The organism is Xanthomonas sp. CFBP 7698, from assembly GCF_003600855.1.
Classification (GTDB): Bacteria; Pseudomonadota; Gammaproteobacteria; order Xanthomonadales; family Xanthomonadaceae; genus Xanthomonas; species Xanthomonas cannabis.
Window position 1 is genome coordinate 864770 of sequence record NZ_PRDN01000001.1, and the last position, 20066, is coordinate 884835.

The following is a 20066-nucleotide window of genomic DNA, read 5'->3' on the forward strand; positions in this document are numbered from 1 at the left end:
GTCCTCCAAACTCGATACGGTGCATGCGGGGGAACATACGAGTCGCACGCGAGCTTTCAATCATCTCCGTCGAGCGATCACCGCGGTAATACTTACCGACCCCAGATCGCCCGACAGCCCTTTGTTTCAACAGAGACAAACTTTCAAACGAAGGAGCCCGAAACATACGGGATCCAACCTTTTCCACGCTGAATCGGTTGTCACTTTAATTAACCACTGTTTTGCAACACCACGATGTCAGTTCAATCGTGTTTCCGGCCCGGTCCCGCGCAGGAAATAGCGCACCAGCGCCACCGCCAGACCCAGGAATACGCCAAAGATGAAGCCCAAAGCGAGGTTCAATTTGAGTTTCGGCGAAGTCTTCGACGTAGGCACATCTGCAGTGTCGACGATGGTCACGTTGTTGGCGCCGACGTTGCCCGCCACGCCGATTTCCTTGTAGCGCTGCAGAAGCGCATCGTAGAGCTGGCGGTTGGTGTCGACGTCGCGCTTGAGCATGTTGTAGCGGATGCTGCGGCTTTGCAGGTCGAGCTCGTTGTTGCGCAGGCCGGCGATACGTTCGTTGAGCAATTGCTCCTGATGCACCGATGCATCGTAGGTCGCCTTCAGCGACTGGCGCACGTTGATGATCTCGCCGTTGATCTGCCGGCGCGATTCTTCGATCTGCGCTTTCAGGCGCTGCATTTCCGGGTAATCCGGCTTGAACGTCGACAGCTTCTGCTGGTACTCGCTGGTCAGGCGCACCTGCTCGCCACGCAGGGTCTGGATCAGCGGGCTGCTGAGCACCTGTGGCAGCGACATGGCATCGCCGGAAGCGGCCTGGCGCCAGGCCGCCTCGGCCTTGATGCGTGCGTCCTGTGCCGACGCCAGCAATGCATTGAGGTCGGTCAGGTTCTGCGCCGGCAGCGATGGCTTGTCGTCGCCGACCGAGACGATCTGCTCGTCGGTCGAATACGCCACCAGGGTCTTTTCCGAATCTTCCACCTTGGAACGCAGCTGCTCCAGACGCTCTGCCAGGAACTTGGTCGCAAACGAAGACGCCTTCATGCGACGCTGCTGCGTGCTGACGATGAACACTTTCGGATAGGTATTGGCGATCTTCGCTGCCAGTACCGGGTCCGGCGAATCGTAATTGACGTAGACCAGACGCGAATTGAGGATCGGCTCGACCACCAGACCTGCGAGCAAGGTGTCGGTGAGGCTGCGCTCGATGATGGCCTGGCGCGAATCCACCGTCTTGCCCGCTTCCGGGTTCTTTGCCGCTGCTTTTTCCAGCGCCTCTTCAACCTGCTGCTTGAACGCCGGCTCCTGGTCGAGCTTGGCTTCGCGGATCACCGCACGTGCCAGCGATCGGCTCTGCAGCAACTGATACTGGGTCTGGTAGAAGTCGCGGTCCTGCGGCGATTCCACCGGCATCAGGTTGTCGACGTTGACCACATTGAGCGAGTCACGCTCGATCTGCAGCGTGCTGGTAGCACGATACTTTTCCGGCATCAGCAAGGTGATCACCAGCGCCAGCAGTACCGCACCGATGGTGATCAGGATGATCAGCCACCGCTGCGACACCAGGGCGCGCCAGTAATCCATCAGGCTGACGTCTGCCAGTTCGAGGTGTCCGTGGCGATGCGACGGCGAAGAACGATTGTCGGAATTCATACTCATCGGTAAGCGCGCCACACCATCACCAAGGGGGTCAGTTCCAGCATGGTGCGCAACCAGACGCGCGCATCCGAGCGATACACCACAACGATGTCGCCGCCGTAGATTTCAGGGTCCGGGTTGGCGCCCTTCTCGATTTCGGTCAGGTCGAAGCGCGCGATCATCTTCTGCCCGTTGACCGTACGGAACACGATGACATTGCCGCGGCTGGCCACGGTGCTGACGCCCTTGGCCTGCGCGATGGCCTGCTGCAAGGTCAGGTTGGCACCGATCACCGGATAGATGCCGGGTTCATCGACCGCGCCGGTCACGGTCACGCGACGGCCGTTGGATTCCTGCACGAAGACCGACACCTGCGGGTTCTGCAGATAGCCACCGCGATAGCGATCGGCGACCATCTTTTCGAGTTCCCCCACCCCCATGCCGGCGGCGTTGACGTCGCCGATCAACGGCAGCGAGATGTGACCGTTCTGATCGATGCGGACCTGCCGCTCCAGATCGTCGACCTGGAACACCTTGACCAGCAACAGGTCGCCTGGGGAGAGTCGATACTCGGGTTGCACCGCCGACATTGCGAGCGGATCGGGAAGCGGCAACGACGTCGCCATGTCCTTCCCGGTGCTGCAAGCGCCCAGTGTCATCGAGCAGATCAACGCCAGGCTAAGGCCTTGGCAGAATCGTCCGATCAGTTTCTTCATGCGTGTGGCTGGCTGCCTCGGTTGGGTGGGACAGGAGCTCGCGCAGCATTCAACCGGCCAACACGCCAGCACGAACGTACGACAGAGAGGTTTATCCCAGGACATCGGGATCACGACAGGGATGACGTGTTGCACTGCACTATGGCACAGAAAGAATCCACCGCAAGACGCAGCTCGCCATTTTTTTGACGGCGTTGGCCTATTGATTCAAGTTCGTCGTTAGCGCGTTAACAGAACGTGATCCACGTCCTGATCTTTCGCTAATGATCTGGAATGTTTTCGGGCACTTAGCATCATTCCGTGACCCAAGTCCATAGCGAACCGGACCGCAAAAACCGGGCGCTAGCGTGCGGTTCATGCTGCAATGCGATATGCCGATCTGCGTATCGGCCAGGCCATGCCAGGACATAAAAATGCAATGTTGCAACGCAACAAAAAAGCCCATGTCCTGAGGACATGGGCTTTGCTGTCTGGTCGGGGTAGCCGGATTCGAACCGACGACCACTAGTCCCCCAGACTAGTGCGCTACCAGGCTGCGCTATACCCCGAAGATGCTGCACCCGTCGCGAGGACGGCCTGCGATTATAGCGGCTTTGTGAAGCGTTTTCCTAGCGGCGCAGCAGTTGAAGCACTTCTTCCAGCTCCATCCGCACCTGCTTGATGATCTGGTTGCTCAGTGCCGACTCGCTCTTGGCACCGTCGCCTTCCAGGCGCAGGCGTGCGCCACCAATGGTGTAACCCTGCTCGTACAGCAGTCCCCGGATCTGACGCACCATCAACACGTCGTGTCGCTGGTAGTACCGGCGATTGCCACGCCGCTTGACCGGCTCCAGGCTGGGGAATTCCGTCTCCCAATACCGCAATACATGCGGCTTGACGTCGCACAGCTCGCTGACCTCACCGATGGTGAAGTAGCGCTTGGCCGGGATTGGCGGTAGCTCGCGATTACTGCCCGGATCCAGCATAAGCCTCCACCCGTTCCTTGAGCTTCTGGCCCGGGCGGAAGGTCACCACCGTCCTGGCCGAGATCGGAATTTCCTCGCCGGTCTTGGGATTGCGACCGGGCCGTTGATTCTTGCGCCGCAGATCGAAGTTGCCGAAACCCGACAGCTTCACCTGACGACCCTGCTCCAGGGCATCGCGCAGCACGTCGAAAAACGCGTCGACAAATTCCTTTGCCTCGCGCTTGTTCAGACCGACCTCGTCAAACAGACGCTCGGCCATCTCTGCTTTCGTCAATGCCATGCCACTCCCCTGATTACCGCCTCAACTCCGGATCCGGGCGCGATGCTCGCGCTCGATCACGGCCACCACGTCGGTGACAACCGCGTCCACGTCCCGGTCAGTGAGAGTGCGCGAGTTATCCTGCAAAATCAAGCCCATAGCCAGACTCTTGAAACCTGGCTCGACCCCCTGCCCGACATAGCGGTCGAACAGCTGCACCTCGCGCAACAACGGGCCCACCGTGGTCTGCACGCTCGCCGACAGCGCCGCCCAGCTCACCTGCTCGGGTACCAGGAAGGCCAGATCGCGACGCACCGACGGGAACCGCGACAGCTCGCCGGCGCGTGGCAATGCGCGCTGCACCAGCGGTGCCAGCTGCAGTTCGAATGCGATCACATCCACATCGATCTCCAGCGCCTTGGCCAGGCGTGGATGCACCTGCCCGATCCAGCCGATGCGAACGCCGTCGCGATAGACGTCGGCCGACCGCCCCGGATGCCCGAACGGCTGGGCGGACGGCTGGAATTCCAGCTTCGCGCCGCTGGCCGCCGCCAAGGCCATCAGGTCGCCCTTCACGTCGTGGAAGTCCACCTTGCGCGACGGTTCGCCCCACTGCAGGGCCAGCGCATCGCCGCACACGGCCGCGGCCACGTGCTGGGATTCCTGCGGCGCGGCGCCGGACTGCTCGGCTGCGGCAAATACCTTGCCCAGCTCGAACAATCGCACCCGCCCGGCCTGACGGGCGACATTGCGGCCCAGCGTCGCCACCAGGCCCGGCAGCAGGCGCGGACGCATCACGGCCAGCTCGGCGCTGAGCGGATTGGCTAGCGACACCAGGCCCTCATCCAACTGCCAGCGCTGCAGCAGCGCGGCATCGACAAACGCGTAGTTGATGGTTTCCTGCAGCTCGCGCGCCACCAGCTGGCGGCGCACGCTCAATTCGTCCAGTTGGGTCTCGCTTGGCATTGCGATCCGGCTGGCGCCGCCGGGCAGCGTGGTCGGCACGCGATCGTAGCCGTGGATACGCGCCAGCTCCTCGATGAGATCTTCTTCGATGGCGATATCGAAGCGCCGGCTCGGCGCCATCACCTGCCAGCCCTCGGAAACCGCATCGACCTGCATGCCGAGCGCGCTCAGGATGCGCACCACCTCGGCATCGTCGATCGCGATGCCGAGCACGCGCGCGATGCGCGCGCGACGCAACAGGATGGGCGCGGCCTGCGGCAGATGCTCCGGCAACTGCGCGTGCACCACTGGGCCTGGCGTACCGCCGGCCAGTTCCAGCACCAGACGCGTGGCGACCTCGATTGCCTGCGGCGGCAAGGCCGGGTCCACGCCGCGTTCGAAGCGATGCCCGGCGTCGGTGTGCAGGCCGAACTTGCGGCCACGGCCCATGATGGCGGCCGGGTCGAAGTACGCCGATTCCAGGAACACATTGCGCGTGGTCTCGGTGACGCGCGTGTCCAGCCCGCCCATCAACCCCGCCAGCGCAACCGGACGCCCGGCATCGGTGATGGTCAGGAAGCTGTCGTCCAGGGTCACCTGACGCCCATCCAGCAGCGCCAGCTGCTCGCCGCTGCGCGAATGCCGCACGCCGATCGGCCCCTGCAAAGTATCCAGATCGAAGGCATGCATCGGCTGGCCCAGTTCCAGCATCACGTACTGGGTGATGTCCACCAGCAAGGACACCGGACGCACACCACTGCGGCGCAGGCGCTCGGCCAGCCACACCGGCGTTTTCGCGGCCGGGTCGATGCCCTCGATCACCCGCCCGCAATACCGCGGGGCATCCTTGCCGGCTTGCAGTTCGACCGCGAGCGTGCGCGTGGACGCCGGCGCCACCGCACCGGCGTCGAAAGCCACCACTTCGCTGGCGCACGCGGCCGCCACGTCGAAAGCGATGCCACGCACGCTGAAGCAATCGGCGCGATTGGGCGTGAGTTTGATTTCGATGCTGGCATCAGGGAGCCCCAGATAGTCGGCCAGCGCCTGGCCCACCGGGGCATCGTCGGGCAGCTCGAACAGGCCGGACGCATCGCTGTCCAGACCCAGCTCCTTGGCCGAGCACAGCATGCCGTTGGAGGCCACGCCACGCAGCTTGGCCGCGGTGATGGTCAGCTCGCCGATCTGCGCACCGACCAGTGCCAGCGGCGCCACCAGACCGGCGCGCGCATTGGGCGCCCCGCACACGATCTGCAGCAACGCGCCCTGCCCGGCATCGACACTGCACACCTGCAGACGATCGGCTTCTGGATGACGCACCGCCTCGACGATACGCGCCACCACCACCTGCCCCAGCGCCTCGCCCAACGGCGTGACGTCTTCGACTTCCAGACCGATCGCCGTCAGCGTCGCAGCCAGTTCGTCGCGCGTGGCCTGGGTCGGGACGTGGCTACGCAGCCAATTTTCAGAGAATTTCATGAGGAACCGGGAATCGAGAATGGGGAATGGGGAATCGCAAAAGCGAGGTTGCCGGGCCTTCGGAACCGAACCGATGGAGCGCGCGGCTCTTGCGATTCCCGATTCCCAATTCCCGAATCCCCGCCGTCAAGCAAACTGCCGAAGAAAACGCACATCGTTTTCGAAGAAGGCGCGCAGGTCGTTGACGCCGTAGCGCAGCATCGCGAAGCGCTCCACGCCCAGGCCGAACGCGAAACCGGTGTAACGCTCGGGGTCGATGCCGACGCTGCGCAGCACGTTGGGGTGCACCATGCCGCAGCCCAGCACTTCCAGCCAACGGGTGCTGCCGTCGGGCTGCTGCCAGGCGATGTCCACTTCCGCCCCCGGCTCCACGAACGGGAAATAGCTGGGACGGAAACGCATTTCGAAGTCGCGTTCGAAGAACGCGCGCACGAACTCGGACAAGGTGCCCTTGAGGTCGGCGAAGTTGGAATGCTCGTCCACCAGCAGGCCTTCGACCTGATGGAACATCGGCGAGTGGGTCTGGTCCGAATCGGAGCGGTACACCTTGCCGGCCGCGATCATGCGCAGCGGCGGTGTGTGCGCATCCATGTAACGCACCTGGACGCCGGAGGTATGCGTGCGCAGCAGGCGGCCATCGCCGAAGTAGAAGGTGTCGTGCATCGCACGCGCTGGATGGTGCGGCGGAAAATTCAGCGCCTCGAAGTTGTGCCAGTCGTCTTCGATTTCCGGGCCATCGGACAACTCATACCCCAGCCGCGCGAAGATTTCGACGATGCGCTCCAGCGTCCGCGTGACCGGATGCAGGCCGCCACGTTCGCTGCGGCGGCCCGGCAAGGTGACGTCGATAGTTTCGCCGGCCAGACGTGCGTCGAGCGCAGCCGTTTCCAGGGTGTTCTTGCGTTCGGACAACGCGGCGGTCAGCACATCGCGCGTCTGGTTGATCGCCTCGCCCGCCGCCTTGCGCTGCTCGGGCGGCAACGTGCCGAGCTGCTTGAGCTGGGCGGTGATGCTGCCGCTCTTGCCCAGCAAGGCCACCCGCAATGCTTCCAGTTGGTCCGGCGTCTGCGCCGCGGCAACATCGGCCAGCGCACGCTCGGTCAGGGATTGAATCTCACTCATTGCACTTGCGCCTCAACTGCTCAACCGAACGGTGTTTCCGGATGCACCGGAACGCATTGTCACTGCATTGACCTGTCATCGCCCACTTGGCGACGTCGCTAAAACGCAAAAAGGGAAGGACTCGCGCCCTTCCCCCTGCATCTGTGCGTCTCACCTCACCGAAGGCATGCACACCAGGTGTGACTACATCCGATGACCCGCTTCTTCAAGCAGTCCGCACATGGATGTGCGGGCTCCTGCGAGGGACTATCTCATTAAGAAGTCCGCACACGGATGTGCGGGCTCTTGCAGAGGGATCTGCATTTACGCAGCCAGCGCGCCCTTTGCCTTCTCGGCCAGCGCGGCAAAGCCGGCGGCGTCGTGCACGGCGATATCGGCCAGCACCTTGCGGTCCAGGGTGATACCCGCCTTGAGCAGGCCATTCATGAAACGGCTGTAGCTCAAGCCGTTGATGCGGGCAGCCGCATTGATGCGGGTGATCCACAGCGAACGGAAATTACGCTTCTTCTGCTTACGGCCAATGTAGGCGTACTGCTGCGCCTTGATGACCGCCTGCTTGGCAACGCGGAACACCTTGCGGCGAGCGTTGTAGTAACCCTTTGCCAGGGTCAGAATCTTCTTGTGGCGGCGACGCGCCTGTACGCCACGCTTTACTCGTGCCATGGGTCAGTCCTCAGAGGTAGGGAAGCATACGATCGAGACGGCCAGCGTCCTCGGCACGGACGTGATTCGTCTGCCGCAGGTTGCGCTTCCGCTTGGTCGCTTTCTTCGTGAGGATGTGGCTACGGTTTGCGTGGCCGCACTTGTACTTGCCGGAGGCGGTCTTGCGGAAACGCTTGGCCGCCGCCCGGTTGGTCTTGATCTTGGGCATTGCAATGTCCTTGATGGTGTTTTGTCACTGACACGGGCGGCAGTCTTGCGACCACACTTTCCATCCTTGCCCTTGCCTGCTTGTAAGTCCTTGATCGAACACGATCCGGACAGGTCCTGGTGCCGCTCGCACGGCGCCCCCGATAAAGCGGGCCGCGCAGTCTACCCGTTGCCGGGAATTGTTGCAAGTCGTTGATCTTGCGGCTGCGACGGACCCGCCAGGGGCGCCGTCGCAGGACGAAAGAAGATCCTCAGATCTTCTTCTTGGGCGCGATCATCATGACCATCTGACGCCCTTCCAGGCGCGGGCGGGATTCGATGACGATGTCTTCGCCCAGGTCGGCCTCGATCCGCGCCGCCATCTCGCGGCCGAGCTCCTGGTGGCTCATTTCGCGCCCACGGAAGCGGATGTTGACCTTGACCTTGTCGCCCTCTTCCAGGAAGCGGCGCATGTTGCGCAGCTTGATCTGGTAGTCGCCCTCGTCGGTGACCGGACGGAACTTGAGTTCCTTGATCTCGACCTGCTTGGTCTTCTTCTTGGCCTCATTGGCCTTTTTCTGCTGCTCGAACTTGAACTTGCCGAAATCCATGATCTTGCAGACCGGCGGATCGGCCTGCGGCTGGATTTCGACCAGATCCAGGCCTTCTTCTTCGGCCTTGGCGAGCGCTTCGTCGCGCGACAACACGCCGACCATCTCACCGTCGCTGCCGATCACGCGAACGCGCGGCACACGGATTTCTTGGTTCTTGCGGTTCTGTTTGTTGTCAGGGGTACTGATATTGCAATCTCCCAGAGGAATCGAACCGGCGCATCCGGATCATCCAGACCGGCCGGGGTTGGCTCACGCTGCCTGCTCTGCCTGCAGGCGTTCGATAAAGGCCGAGACCGTCATGGTCCCGAGGTCCTCCCCCGAACGCGTCCGCACGGCGACAGCGCCATTTTCCTTCTCACGGTCGCCGACCACGAGCAGATATGGCACGCGTTGCAGCGTATGCTCGCGAATCTTATAACCGATCTTCTCGTTACGCAAATCGGCGCTGACACGGAAGCCTTGATTTGCAAGGGTTTTCCTAACCGAGTCGACATATTCAGCCTGAGCGTCGGTGATGTTGGCGACAACGACCTGCACCGGGGCCAGCCAGGACGGGAAGGCGCCGGCGTGGTGCTCGATCAAAATGCCGATGAACCGCTCCATCGAGCCGACGATGGCCCGGTGCAGCATGACCGGATGCTTCTTCTGGCTGTTTTCGTCCACATACTCGGCGCCGAGGCGGCCCGGCATCATGAAATCGACCTGCATGGTGCCCAGCTGCCAGGTACGGCCGATGGCGTCCTTGAGGTGGTACTCGATCTTGGGGCCGTAGAAGGCGCCCTCGCCCGGCAGCTCCTGCCATTCCACCCCGCAGACGCCCAGTGCGCTGCGCAGCGCGGCTTCGGCCTTGTCCCAGGTGGCGTCGTCGCCCAGGCGCTTTTCCGGACGCAACGCGATCTTGATCTGGATGTCGTCGAACCCGAAGGCGGTATAGACCGCCAGCGCCTGCTGGTGGAAGGCGGTCACCTCGGATTCGATCTGCGATTCCAGGCAGAACACGTGGCCGTCGTCCTGGGTGAAGCCGCGCACGCGCAGGATGCCGTGCAGCGCGCCGGAGGGCTCGTTGCGGTGGCAGGCGCCGAATTCGCCGTAGCGGATCGGCAGGTCGCGGTAGCTGTGCAGGCCCTGGTTGAACACCTGCACGTGGCCGGGGCAGTTCATCGGCTTGACCGCGTAGGTGCGCTTCTCCGATTCGGTGAAGAACATCGCGTCCTGGTAGTTGTCCCAATGGCCGGATTTCTGCCACAGCGAGACATCCAGGATCTGCGGGCAACGCACCTCGCCGTAGCCGCTGTCGCGGTAGACCTTGCGCATGTACTGCTCGACCACCTGCCACAGCGACCAGCCCTTGGGGTGCCAGAACACCAGACCGGGCGCTTCTTCCTGCAGGTGGAACAGGTCCTGCGCCTTGCCGATGCGGCGGTGGTCGCGCTTGTCGGCTTCTTCCATGCGCAGGATGTAGGCGTCCAGCTGCTTCTTGTCGGCCCAGGCGGTGCCGTAGATGCGCTGCAGCTGCTCGTTCTTGGCGTCGCCGCGCCAGTAGGCGCCGGAAATGCGGGTCAGCTTGAACGCCTTGAGGAAGCGCGTATTGGGCACGTGCGGGCCGCGGCACATGTCCACGTATTCCTGGTGGTAGTACAGGCCCATCGCGGTGATGTCCTCGGACATGTCCTCGATCAGGCGCAGCTTGTACTCTTCGCCGCGCTGGGCGAACACCTCGATCACCTCGGCGCGCGGGGTGACCTTCTTGATCACGTCGTAGTCCTGCGCGATCAATTCCTGCATGCGCTGCTCGATCGCCGCCATGTCTTCGGGCGTGAACGGGCGCTCGCTGTAGATGTCGTAATAGAAGCCTTCGGCGATGACCGGACCGATCACCATCTTGACCTCGGGGTAGAGCTGCTTGACCGCATGCCCGACCAGATGCGCGCAGGAGTGGCGGATGATCTCCACGCCCTCGGCATCCTTGGCGGTGATGATGCGCAGGCTGGCATCATGGTCGATGACGTCGCTGGCATCGACCAGCTGGCCATCCACCTGGCCGGCGATGGTGGCCTTGGCCAGGCCGGCGCCGATCGACTGGGCGACCTGCATCACCGAGACGGGGGATTCGAATTCGCGGCGGCTGCCGTCGGGGAGCGTGATGTTGATCATGGGCAAGAATGAGGTCTGGTCTGGCTGCAGCGCTCGGCTGCCATGGGAGATCTGGCCATTGCTGGGCAGGCTCGGGAAAAAGCGGGAAAGGTCATGCGAAAGACCGCGTCGCGGGCGCCACGGAAATGGGCGCCGGTCGGGATCAACGGTGGGCGGTGGTAGTGCTCATGTCGCACGCTGGGCCGGCGCTGGGCGCGGGCCACCTTCTCGCAAGGGGTCTTGGGCGTGAATGGTAAACCAATCAGCCGGCCGTTGCGTGCGGCGGCACGGCACCGGCGGGCGCATGGCATGATGCCGGCCACTTGTCCTGCCGTTGCCGACCATGACCATCAAGGGTAAAGCCACCTCGCTGGATATCGCCTACCTGGCCGGCGTCTCGCAGCCGACCGTGTCGCGCGCCCTGCGCGGCAGCCCGATGGTCAACGAGGAAACCCGCCAACGCATCCTGCGCATTGCCCGCGAGCTGAACTACAAGGTCGACAAGAACGCTTCGTCGCTGCGGCTGCGCAATGCCGGCACGCTGGCGCTGCTGTTCTTCGAAGACCCCACCGCCGACGATTCGCTGATCAACCCGTTCTTTCATTCCATGCTGGGCTCGATCACCCGCGCCTGCGCGCTGCAGGGCTACGACCTGCTGGTGTCGTTCCAGCAGCTGTCCAAGGATTGGCAGGCCGACTACGAAGACAGCAACAAGGCCGACGGCATCATCCTGCTGGGCTATGGCGACTACCAGGAGTCGCGGCAGCGCCTGCAGTTGCTGGTGGAGCAAGGCACGCACTTCGTGCGCTGGGGCGCTGCATTGCCGGGGCAGCCGGGCATCTCGATCGGCAGCGACAACTATCAGGGCGGGCTGGACATCACCGAGCACTTATTGGCTCAGGGCTGCCGGCGCATTGCGTTTCTGGGCCATGCCTCCAATCACTACCCCGAATTCGAGGAACGCTACCGCGGCCATGTTGCCGCGCTGGCGCAGCAGGATCTGGTTGCCGATGCAGCGCTGCAGTTCGATGCGATCACTACCGAGTCGTCCGGCCACGCCGCCTGCCTGGCCTTGCTCGACAGCGGCAAGGCGTTCGATGCGGTGTGTGCGGCCAGCGACCTGATCGCCATCGGCGCGATGCGCGCACTGCGCGAACGCGGCCTGCGCGTGCCGCAGGACGTGGCGGTCAGCGGCTTCGACGACATCGCGTTGGCCGCATCGGTGGCGCCGGCGTTGTCCACCGTGCAACAGGACACCAAGCAGGCCGGCACGTTGCTGGTGGAAAGCCTGGTGGCGCTGATCCGTGGCGAAGCGGCGCAGAGCCGTACGATTCCGGTGCGGCTGGCGTTACGCGACTCGTCGCGCAGCAGCGGCTTGCAGCCGCCGCTGGGGTGGACCCCGTCCGGCGCAGACACTGGCGAGGCGGTGGCGGGCCGGGCGGCGGAAGGGGCCGTCAGGCGCTGAATCGGGATTCGGGGTTCGGGGTTCGATTCGGGACAGCATGCACCGCAGGTTGCGAGATCGGCCGCGGCCCGCTAAGCGCTGCGTAGGAGCGCACCCGGGCGCGACGGGGCGTTACCGGCCATGCCTCGTCGTGCCCAGCCACGCTTCTACCTATCGCGGGCGTCGCGTGCGGCTTGTTCGGCCATCTGCGCATCGAGTTGCTTGCGTAATGCCGGATCGGTGACCGGCGCATCCGATAGCAACACCCGTACGCCATGCGCCGGCACCTGCGTCAGTAACCGCCCCCGCACCTGCACCTGCTCGCCGCTGACCGCATCGCGCCACGTGCCAGATTGCAGGAAGCGGCTCACCGTGATCGCGGTTGCCGCATCGCCCTTGTTGAGCAGCACCAGCGCCATCTGGCTGGTTCCGGCGTGCTGGTACACGCGCAGGAAGGCCGCCTGTTCGCCGCGCAGGGCAATATCGACCTGCACGCCACGCTGCAGCGCCGGCGTGTCGCGGCGCACCCGTGCGATCTGTTGCAGCGGGCCGAAGATGGGGCTATGCGGTGCATCGCGGATGCGCTCGACGCCGAAGTAGTTGCGATTGCCGGCGTGCTCGGCGCGCCCACGCATGAAGCCGATCTCCGAGCCGTAGTAGATCACCGGAATGCCGCGCGCAGTGAACAACCAGTTGTGCGCATCGATAAAGCCGGTATCGCTGGCATCCAGCCGCGCCATGTCGTGGTTGTCGTAAAAGCTCATCAGCTCGTAGGGGTTCGCATACGGCCCCTGACGCAGGAACAGCGGCGTGGCGAGCGTTTCGAAACCCGCCTGCGCATGACCGAAAACCGCGGAAAGCTGCTGCTTCAATGGAAAATCCAGCACGCTGACGCCGGCATTGCGCGCCCAGGTATGCCCGGCAATCTTGTCGGCGTCGTAATCGAAGGCTTCACCGAACATGAAAAAGCCCGGGTGCCGCTCACGGATGCGCGCAACAAACGCATGCCAGAAGCGATCGGGCATCCAACCGATCGTATCGATACGGAAGGCATCGGCGCCCTGCTCCATCCATTGCAGATATGCGCCCGCCAGGTAGTCGAGCACCGCCGGATTGTTTTCGTTGAGGTCGGACAGTTCCGCCAGGCCACCACCGGTGTTGTAGAACGCATGCAGCGGGTTGTGCTGCGGGTCCAGCTGCGCCGGCGGCAGGTTCTGGTGGTCGGCCACCAAGCGCCCCTGCGCGTCGTAGAGCTTGCCGAAACCCGGCTGCGCCACCGGCATGGTGTAGGCGGGCGAGCCGTGGTTGCCCACGATGTCCAGCACGACCTTCAATTTGTTGGCGTGCATGGCGCGGGTGAAGCCGGCAAAATCCAGGCCCGGGCTGGGAAGATGCTCGTCGAGCTTGTAGAAGTTGACGCCCCAGTAGCCGTGATACCCGGTCTTGCCGTGGTCACTGAGCGTGCTGCCGCAGGTGATCGGCTTGCCGCCGGTAAACGCCTGATCGGGGTTGTCGACGATCGGGGTGATCCACACCGCACCGAACCCCAGGCCGCGAATGTAGTCGGCATGCTCGACGATGCCTTTGAAGTCGCCACCCAGGTAACCGATGTTGTCCTCGCTGCCATCGGCGCACGGTGTTGGCACGTCGAACGTGCGATGCGCCCCGCCCTGGTCGCGATGATCGTTGCCGGTGTCGCCGTTGACGAAGCGGTCGGTGACCACGAAATACACCGCATCTGCAGCGAACGGTTCCAGGGTGCCGTAATAGTCCTTGGCAGCAGGCGCCGCGATTGCCACGCCTGCGTACATCGTCAACGCCACATACATCGCACTGCGCATCACTGCCCTCCCGCGGCCACTGGAACCCGCACCACGCACACGCCTGCAATCAGCAGGCTGAGCCCACCGATGGCCAGCGCGTAGATCGGTTGGCCGCCCAGCCATGCGCGAAGCACGAAGCCCAATGCGCTGGCGGCCACCAATTGCGGAATCACGATAAAGAAATTGAAGATGCCCATGTACACGCCCATCTTGGCGGCGGGCACGCTGTCGGACAGCAAGGCGTACGGCAGCGACAGGATCGAGGCCCAGGCAAAACCGACGCCCAGCATCGACAGCAGCAACCACTGCGGGTCGCGGATCACCAGCATCGACAGCAGCCCTGCAGCGCCCAGCCACAGATTGCACAGGTGACTCCAACGCAGGCCGATCGCCCGTACCAGCAACGGAATGACCAAGGCGGCCAGCGCAGCAAACCCGTTGTAGGCACCGAACAGCACGCCCACCCAGTTGGCGCCTTCGTTGTAGGCGGCCGATGCGGTGTCGTCACCGGCACCGAAGTGCACCTGGGTGACTGCGGCGGTGGTGTAGATCCACATCGCAAACAGCGCAAACCACGAGAAGAACTGCACCCACGCCAGCCGCCGCATCGTTGTCGGCATGCTGCGCACGTCCTGCACGATGACCACCAGCATGTTGGTCGACGGCAAGGCACGTGCCAGCGCCAGCAGTGCGCCATAGGCAATGCACAGGCCGGCCAGGACGTACAGCATGCGATCGCCATGCTGCCAGGCAATGGCTGCGGCAAGCAGCAGGCCGGCGACACACCACCAGGCACTCGCTAGCCGCGGCGGCAGGATGCCGGTATTAGCCGGAGTCGCGGCAGGCGCATGTGCGTCATCGAACGCGGCCATCTGCGCGGGGCTGTATTCGCGCGTGCGCAACACCGTCCAGGCGATCGAAAGGAACAGCACCGCCGCGCCGAGATAAAACGCGTACCGCACGCTGTCGGGCAGCTGGCCCGGCGCGGCGGTATTGGCAACGCCCCAATGCGTCAGCAGCCATGGCAGAAAGCTCGCCACGATCGCCCCGACACCGATGAAGAAGCTCTGCATCGCATAACCGGTCGGCCGTTGCGAGGGGGGTAACTGATCGCCGACCAGGGCACGGAACGGCTCCATCGAAATATTGATCGAGGCATCCAGCACCCACAGCGTGCCGGCGGCGATCCACAGCAGTGGTGCGTTCGGCATCACCACCAGCGCAAGCGTGGTGAACAGCGCGCCCACCATGAAATACGGACGCCTGCGGCCCCAGGGGGTCCAGGTGCGGTCGGACAGGTACCCGATGATGGGCTGCACGATCAGCCCGGTCAGCGGCGCAGCAATCCACAGCCCTGGCACGTCATCGACCTGCGCACCCAGGGTCTGGAAGATGCGGCTGGCATTGGCGTTCTGCAGTGCGAACCCGAACTGGATGCCCAGAAAACCGAAGCACATGTTCCAGATGTGCCAAAAGCTCAAGCGCGGTTTGGCCGTCATTGCACGCCCTCCGCCGCTGCGGCTGGGCCGATCAGCAACGCACTCACCTGCGCGGTGTTGACCACACCGTCGCGGCCACCCCGGCCGCCGTTGTACTGCACGAAGTGCGCCAGCGCACTCATGTTGAAGCCATCCTCCAGCCGCAACGTACACGACTGCCCGGCCACCACATCGAAGCTCACTTGCGTGGACAGCTGCTCGCCCACGCTATGCGGCATGACGATGACCTGCGACTGCATGGGCTTGCCCGGGCAGTCGAGCAACAGCCGTTTCACTGCCGCGGTGACACCGGTGTTGATCGGGCCAGTGTCGTTGCGATAGCGCAGCGCGACGCGATGCTGTCCGGTGCGTTGGGACCGCCACTGCCAGGACTGCTCGCCTTGCAGTTCCTGCACCGGCCCAAGCGTCAGTGCAGGACTGTGCAGTGATTCGAGCCCATTCCTGCGTCGGGTCAGGCTGAGCACGTGCAGCAGGCCATCATCGGGCAGATCCCAGGCCCCGGTCGCCTCCAGCGCGCGGCCATCCAGATGCAGCGTGGTGCCGGCCGGAATGCCGATGCGAGACCCATTGCCGCGACGTTGCGCAATCGGAGCAGCCGGGGCTTCCGGTGCGAACACCTGGCTGGGTTGCGGCGGAGCGGTCGGATCGGCCTTGCGTCCAATCAGCTGCACGTGGGTGGTCTGGCCGTGCCGGGTGACCGCTCCGGCGACCAGCAACTCGCCGTCTGCACCAGCCGGGCGCTGCAGCACATACCGCTGTGCGCCCTGCTCCAGCACGATCTGCTGGCGCTCGCCAAACACCAACGGCATCAGGCGACGCGGCAACTTGGGGGCCACGCTGCCATCGGCCGCAACGCCAAACACGCCGTCCAGTACCGCAGACAGATAGCCTGCAACCGACCACAGCTGGCGTGGCGAATTGACCACCGGGCCGCTGCGTGCGCCCTCCTCCAGATGCACCGCCAGGCTCTGCATCTCGTAGTTTTCCATGTTGGACCCTGCCAGTGCAGCGCCGCGCATCAACGACTGCAGTTCCAGCGCAATACGCGGTGCGTCGTCCAGCGCGCGTGCCGCACGCAAGGCATAGGCACTGACGAATGGCCAGACAGCGCGGTTGTGGTAGATCGGCTGCGCAGCCTCCTGCGGCCACACCACCGGGCTGCCACCGGCCACCATGGGGTAGTTGCGCAATGCCAGGCGTGCCCGCTCGGTGGGAAAGACATCGGCCAGCACCCCCAGCGACACGCCCAGCAGATCGACCTTGGCATAGCGCACCGGGTGCGCCGCATTGCCGAGATAGCTCACGTACTGGTTGCTGCCCGCATCCCAGAAGCGCGCATCGATGGACTGGCGAAGCGCATCGGCCCATTGCGCGTAGTGCGCGGCGCGTGCATCGCCATGCTGGCGTGCGAGCTGTTCGGCCAGGCGTAGCGCCTGGTAATGCAGCACATTGGTGGAGAGCGCGAAGGATTCGGCGATGAAGCGCACGTCCTGGCGCGTCCACTCCGGGTAGGTCTGCTCGCGCCAATCCAGAAACGAGGTTTCGCCGCGATACAGACCGATGCGCGCATCGAACACCGCAGTGCGATCCTGCGCGATCGTTGCCTGCAGTGCCTGCCAGACCTGGTCGGCAAACGATTGGTCGTCCAGCAGCCCACGTGCGGCCAGAAACCACACCACCCGGTCGCTGCTGACCGGCCAGCTACCGCCGGAGCCGGTGTCCTGCGCAACGAACAGGCCGGGCGTGCGGCCGTCGCGCGCGCTCGACAGCTTGAACCGCAAGGCATTGCGCGTGCGTTCCGGCTCCAGCCGCGCCAATGCCAGATCGGCGGCAAAACTGACGTCGCGGGTCCATACGTAGGGCCAGCGTTCGCCGGTCTCGAAGCACCGGCAGGGCACCGGCTTGCCGTCGTTGAATGCCGGATCGCGGATTGCATCGACGCGGTCGTCGGCCATTTCCTGTTGCGCCAGCGCAAACAAGGCGTCGAACATCGGGCTGGCGGTGTGCGAGCGCATCGGTTGTGCAGCGATGCGGCGCTCGCCTTGCGGCCAACGCAACACGAAACCGCCATCGTCCAGCGCCTGCGCTTGTGCCCGGCGCCCCTGAAATTCCAACACGTCGGCCAATGCCGGCGAGCTTGCCGCCACGCCAAGCGTGGCGGCCATGCAGATCATCTTCAGCATCGAAGCGGCAAGACGGCTCGCACCGTCGGCCTTCCTCCCTCGTTGCACGCGTTATGGTGCGCGGCACTGTCGTGCCACGGGCGCGGACCCTCCCAGGTGCCGTGGCGCCATGGTAGACGCGCGCCCTGCCCCAACGCATCACTGCATACGTATTCATGGCCGTCGACAGCACGCAGCGCGGCCCAGCAGCTGCAGGCGGCTGCATAGTCGCCACTTGTGCAACGGTTGCCTTGGGAGGGGATATGCCGCTGTCTTCACGTCGAGCACGCTCGACACTGGGCGCCGCCTGGATCGCGCGGTTGCTGGTGCTGAGCTGCCTTGGCAGTCTTGCGCCATTGGCCCACGCCGAGGTGACTGCCATTGAGGTGCACTCACCCGGCAACGTCTTGCAGGTCAGCCTGGAGCTGGACGGCGGCACGCCGTACTACCGCGTGCAACGCCTCGGCCAGCCGGTGCTGCAGCGCTCGCGGCTGGGCTTCAACCTGCGCGACGGGCGCCTGGACCGCGGATTGGTGGTGCTCTCGCAGGCACGTCAGGATCACGACGACACCTGGGAACAACCCTGGGGCGAAACGCGCCTGATCCGCAACCACTACGCCGAATTGCGCGTTCGGCTGGGCGAGCGCGACGGTGCGCGGCGCCGCTTCGATGTGATCTTTCGCGTCTACGACGATGGCGTCGGCTTGCGCTATCACTTTCCGCAACAAGCGGGATGGCGCGAAGCGATCATCGACGACGAACTGACCGAGTTCGCCATCGCGCAGCCGGCCCAGGTGTGGTGGATTCCGGCAGGCGAACCGATCCACTACGAATACCTGTACAACCGCACGCCGCTGAACCAGCTCACCCTGGCGCATACGCCGATGACGTTGCGCACCGACAGCGGGTTGCACATTGCGCTGCACGAAGCCGCGCTGGTGGACTACGCCGGCATGTGGCTGCGTCGAACCGACAATCAGCGCCTGCGCGCGCAACTGTCGCCGGCCGCCGAAGGCTGGAAGGTGCGGCGCAGCCTGCCCTTCGACACGCCGTGGCGCACGCTGCAGATCGCCGATCAGGCCACCGGCCTGGTGGAATCGAATCTGATCCTCAACCTCAACGAACCCAATGCGTTGGGGGCCGTGGACTGGGTCAAGCCGTCGAAGTACGTCGGGGTGTGGTGGTCGATGCATCTCAACCAGCAGACCTGGGCCACCGGCCCCACGCATGCCGCCACCACCGCCACCACCCGGCGCTACATCGATTTTGCCGCCGCGCACGGATTTCGCGGCGTGCTGGTCGAAGGCTGGAACCCGGGCTGGGACGGCGAATGGTTCGGCAATGGCGGCAGTTTCGATTTCACCCGGCCAACGCCGGATTTCGACCTTCCCGCACTGAGCAAGTACGCCGCAACCAAGGGCGTGCATCTGATCGGCCATCACGAAACGGGGTGCGCAGTGGACCATTACGAAGACCAGATCGCCGAGGCGATGGACCTGTATGCACGCTTCGGCGTGGACTCGGTGAAGACCGGTTATGTCTGCGACGACGGCCAGGTGGAGCGCCGCAATCCTGCCGGCGGCACGCCGCTGCGCGAATGGCACGACGGCCAATGGATGGCGCGCCACCATCTGCACGTGGTGCAGGAAGCGGCGCAGCGGCATATCGCCGTCAACGCACACGAGCCGATCAAGGACACCGGCTTGCGCCGGACCTATCCGAACTGGATCTCGCGCGAAGGCGCGCGCGGCATGGAATACAACGCCTGGGGCCAGCCACCCAATCCACCCGAACACGAGGTCAATCTGGTTTTCACCCGGCTGCTCGCCGGGCCGATGGACTACACGCCCGGCATCGTCAGCCTGAAGGGCCGCAACGGCCAGGCCATCCCCAGCACGCTGGCGCGGCAGTTGGCACTGTACGTGGCGCTGTATAGCCCGATCCAGATGGCCGCCGACCTGCCCGAGCATTACCTGCAGCACCGCGAGGCGTTCCGCTTCATCGAGGACGTGGCGGTGGACTGGGATCAGACCCGGGCGCTGAATGGCGAGGTGGGCGATTACGTCACCATCGCGCGCAAGGACCGACATAGCCGCGACTGGTTCCTGGGCAGCATCACCGACGAGCATGGCCGCCTGCTGCAGGTACCGCTGGGCTTCCTGGAACCCGGTGTGCGCTACACCGCGCAGATCTATCGCGATGGCGACGACGCGGATTACGTCAGCAAGCCCTTCGCCTTCGTGCGCGAAGAGCGCCTTGTGAGCAGCAGCGACACCCTGGAGCTGCGTCTGGCGCCGGGCGGCGGCCAGGCGATTCGCTTTGTGCCGCTGGAGGCCAAGCGCTGAGCGACACCGCTACGAGGCTGCCGCAGCGCCTGCAAGGCCAACGCGCGAACCACAGCGGCGCCGCGATGGCGTG

At 64.3% G+C, this 20066-nt stretch carries 15 protein-coding genes and 1 tRNA gene; 2 read left to right on the top strand and 14 right to left on the bottom strand.

The annotated features are described in order from the left end of the window. Positions 1-237 precede the first annotated feature (237 nt). From XnspCFBP7698_RS03630 to thrS, 11 genes are all read right to left on the bottom strand, one after another. On the bottom strand, positions 238-1677 hold the full coding sequence (locus tag XnspCFBP7698_RS03630; protein ID WP_139015221.1) for a GumC family protein: 1440 nt from the start codon (positions 1675-1677) through the stop codon (positions 238-240). Next, positions 1659-2357 carry a polysaccharide biosynthesis/export family protein gene (locus tag XnspCFBP7698_RS03635; protein WP_039410841.1) on the bottom strand — a complete coding sequence of 233 codons (699 nt, stop codon included), beginning with the start codon at positions 2355-2357 and terminating at the stop codon, positions 1659-1661. The genes XnspCFBP7698_RS03630 and XnspCFBP7698_RS03635 overlap by 19 nt, the downstream gene beginning before the upstream one ends. A gap of 471 nt (positions 2358-2828) precedes the next feature. Continuing rightward, positions 2829-2905 (bottom strand) — tRNA-Pro (locus tag XnspCFBP7698_RS03640). Between the two features lie 60 nt (positions 2906-2965). Further along, positions 2966-3322, bottom strand: a complete 357-nt coding sequence (locus XnspCFBP7698_RS03645) for a MerR family transcriptional regulator (protein WP_005995911.1) — start codon at positions 3320-3322, stop codon at positions 2966-2968. Continuing rightward, entirely contained in the window at positions 3303-3602 is a 300-nt protein-coding gene (locus XnspCFBP7698_RS03650; RefSeq protein WP_002811076.1) for an integration host factor subunit alpha, read from the bottom strand. The genes XnspCFBP7698_RS03645 and XnspCFBP7698_RS03650 overlap by 20 nt, the downstream gene beginning before the upstream one ends. Positions 3603-3623: 21 nt before the next feature. Then, on the bottom strand, positions 3624-6002 hold the full coding sequence (gene pheT, locus XnspCFBP7698_RS03655) for a phenylalanine--tRNA ligase subunit beta (protein WP_104580437.1): 2379 nt from the start codon (positions 6000-6002) through the stop codon (positions 3624-3626). Positions 6003-6128: 126 nt separating this feature from the next. Next, a complete protein-coding gene (pheS, locus tag XnspCFBP7698_RS03660; RefSeq protein ID WP_039410829.1) occupies positions 6129-7124 on the bottom strand; it encodes a phenylalanine--tRNA ligase subunit alpha in 996 nt (331 codons plus the stop codon). A gap of 303 nt (positions 7125-7427) precedes the next feature. Continuing rightward, positions 7428-7787: a 50S ribosomal protein L20 gene (gene rplT / locus XnspCFBP7698_RS03665; RefSeq protein WP_003484828.1), complete on the bottom strand. Its 360-nt coding sequence runs from the start codon at positions 7785-7787 to the stop codon at positions 7428-7430. Positions 7788-7797: 10 nt separating this feature from the next. Continuing rightward, entirely contained in the window at positions 7798-7995 is a 198-nt protein-coding gene (rpmI, locus tag XnspCFBP7698_RS03670; RefSeq protein ID WP_002811096.1) for a 50S ribosomal protein L35, read from the bottom strand. 250 nt (positions 7996-8245) lie between these two features. Beyond that, positions 8246-8773 carry a translation initiation factor IF-3 gene (gene infC / locus XnspCFBP7698_RS03675; RefSeq protein ID WP_074052463.1) on the bottom strand — a complete coding sequence of 176 codons (528 nt, stop codon included), beginning with the start codon at positions 8771-8773 and terminating at the stop codon, positions 8246-8248. A gap of 63 nt (positions 8774-8836) precedes the next feature. Beyond that, the gene (gene thrS, locus XnspCFBP7698_RS03680) at positions 8837-10741 is read right to left on the bottom strand and encodes a threonine--tRNA ligase (protein ID WP_005930235.1); all 1905 of its coding nucleotides are present in this window, start codon (positions 10739-10741) and stop codon (positions 8837-8839) included. Positions 10742-11063: 322 nt separating this feature from the next. On the opposite strand from thrS, the gene XnspCFBP7698_RS03685 reads away from it, so the two are divergent. Then, complete coding sequence (locus XnspCFBP7698_RS03685; protein WP_184371447.1) at positions 11064-12185, top strand: LacI family DNA-binding transcriptional regulator; 1122 nt, start codon at positions 11064-11066, stop codon at positions 12183-12185. A gap of 146 nt (positions 12186-12331) precedes the next feature. On the opposite strand, the gene XnspCFBP7698_RS03690 is transcribed toward XnspCFBP7698_RS03685, so the two are convergent. Genes XnspCFBP7698_RS03690 through XnspCFBP7698_RS03700 form a run of 3 tightly spaced genes read right to left on the bottom strand, consistent with a single transcriptional unit; the run spans position 12332 to position 17669 of the window. Beyond that, positions 12332-13957, bottom strand: coding sequence for an alpha-amylase family glycosyl hydrolase (locus tag XnspCFBP7698_RS03690; protein WP_199680092.1), 1626 nt, complete (start codon positions 13955-13957; stop codon positions 12332-12334). 47 nt (positions 13958-14004) lie between these two features. Beyond that, positions 14005-15486: an MFS transporter gene (locus tag XnspCFBP7698_RS03695; protein WP_104580440.1), complete on the bottom strand. Its 1482-nt coding sequence runs from the start codon at positions 15484-15486 to the stop codon at positions 14005-14007. After that, the gene (locus tag XnspCFBP7698_RS03700) at positions 15483-17669 is read right to left on the bottom strand and encodes a Six-hairpin glycosidase-like protein (protein WP_104580441.1); all 2187 of its coding nucleotides are present in this window, start codon (positions 17667-17669) and stop codon (positions 15483-15485) included. Before XnspCFBP7698_RS03700 ends, XnspCFBP7698_RS03695 begins: the two co-directional genes overlap by 4 nt. Positions 17670-17911: 242 nt before the next feature. Between XnspCFBP7698_RS03700 and XnspCFBP7698_RS03705 the strand changes: the two genes are divergently transcribed. After that, positions 17912-19993: a glycoside hydrolase family 97 protein gene (locus XnspCFBP7698_RS03705; protein ID WP_104580442.1), complete on the top strand. Its 2082-nt coding sequence runs from the start codon at positions 17912-17914 to the stop codon at positions 19991-19993. Positions 19994-20066 lie beyond the last annotated feature (73 nt).

What these genes read in the sequence shown, in the direction of transcription:
- XnspCFBP7698_RS03635 (WP_039410841.1), bottom strand. Translation starts at nt 2,357, where the DNA reads ATGAAGAAACTGATCGGACGATTCTGCCAAGGCCTTAGCCTGGCGTTG.
- XnspCFBP7698_RS03645 (WP_005995911.1), bottom strand. Translation starts at nt 3,322, where the DNA reads ATGCTGGATCCGGGCAGTAATCGCGAGCTACCGCCAATCCCGGCCAAG.
- XnspCFBP7698_RS03650 (WP_002811076.1), bottom strand. Translation starts at nt 3,602, where the DNA reads ATGGCATTGACGAAAGCAGAGATGGCCGAGCGTCTGTTTGACGAGGTC.
- pheT (WP_104580437.1), bottom strand. Translation starts at nt 6,002, where the DNA reads ATGAAATTCTCTGAAAATTGGCTGCGTAGCCACGTCCCGACCCAGGCC.
- pheS (WP_039410829.1), bottom strand. Translation starts at nt 7,124, where the DNA reads ATGAGTGAGATTCAATCCCTGACCGAGCGTGCGCTGGCCGATGTTGCC.
- rplT (WP_003484828.1), bottom strand. Translation starts at nt 7,787, where the DNA reads ATGGCACGAGTAAAGCGTGGCGTACAGGCGCGTCGCCGCCACAAGAAG.
- rpmI (WP_002811096.1), bottom strand. Translation starts at nt 7,995, where the DNA reads ATGCCCAAGATCAAGACCAACCGGGCGGCGGCCAAGCGTTTCCGCAAG.
- thrS (WP_005930235.1), bottom strand. Translation starts at nt 10,741, where the DNA reads ATGATCAACATCACGCTCCCCGACGGCAGCCGCCGCGAATTCGAATCC.
- XnspCFBP7698_RS03685 (WP_184371447.1), top strand. Translation starts at nt 11,064, where the DNA reads ATGACCATCAAGGGTAAAGCCACCTCGCTGGATATCGCCTACCTGGCC.
- XnspCFBP7698_RS03695 (WP_104580440.1), bottom strand. Translation starts at nt 15,486, where the DNA reads ATGACGGCCAAACCGCGCTTGAGCTTTTGGCACATCTGGAACATGTGC.
- XnspCFBP7698_RS03700 (WP_104580441.1), bottom strand. Translation starts at nt 17,669, where the DNA reads ATGCTGAAGATGATCTGCATGGCCGCCACGCTTGGCGTGGCGGCAAGC.
- XnspCFBP7698_RS03705 (WP_104580442.1), top strand. Translation starts at nt 17,912, where the DNA reads ATGCCGCTGTCTTCACGTCGAGCACGCTCGACACTGGGCGCCGCCTGG.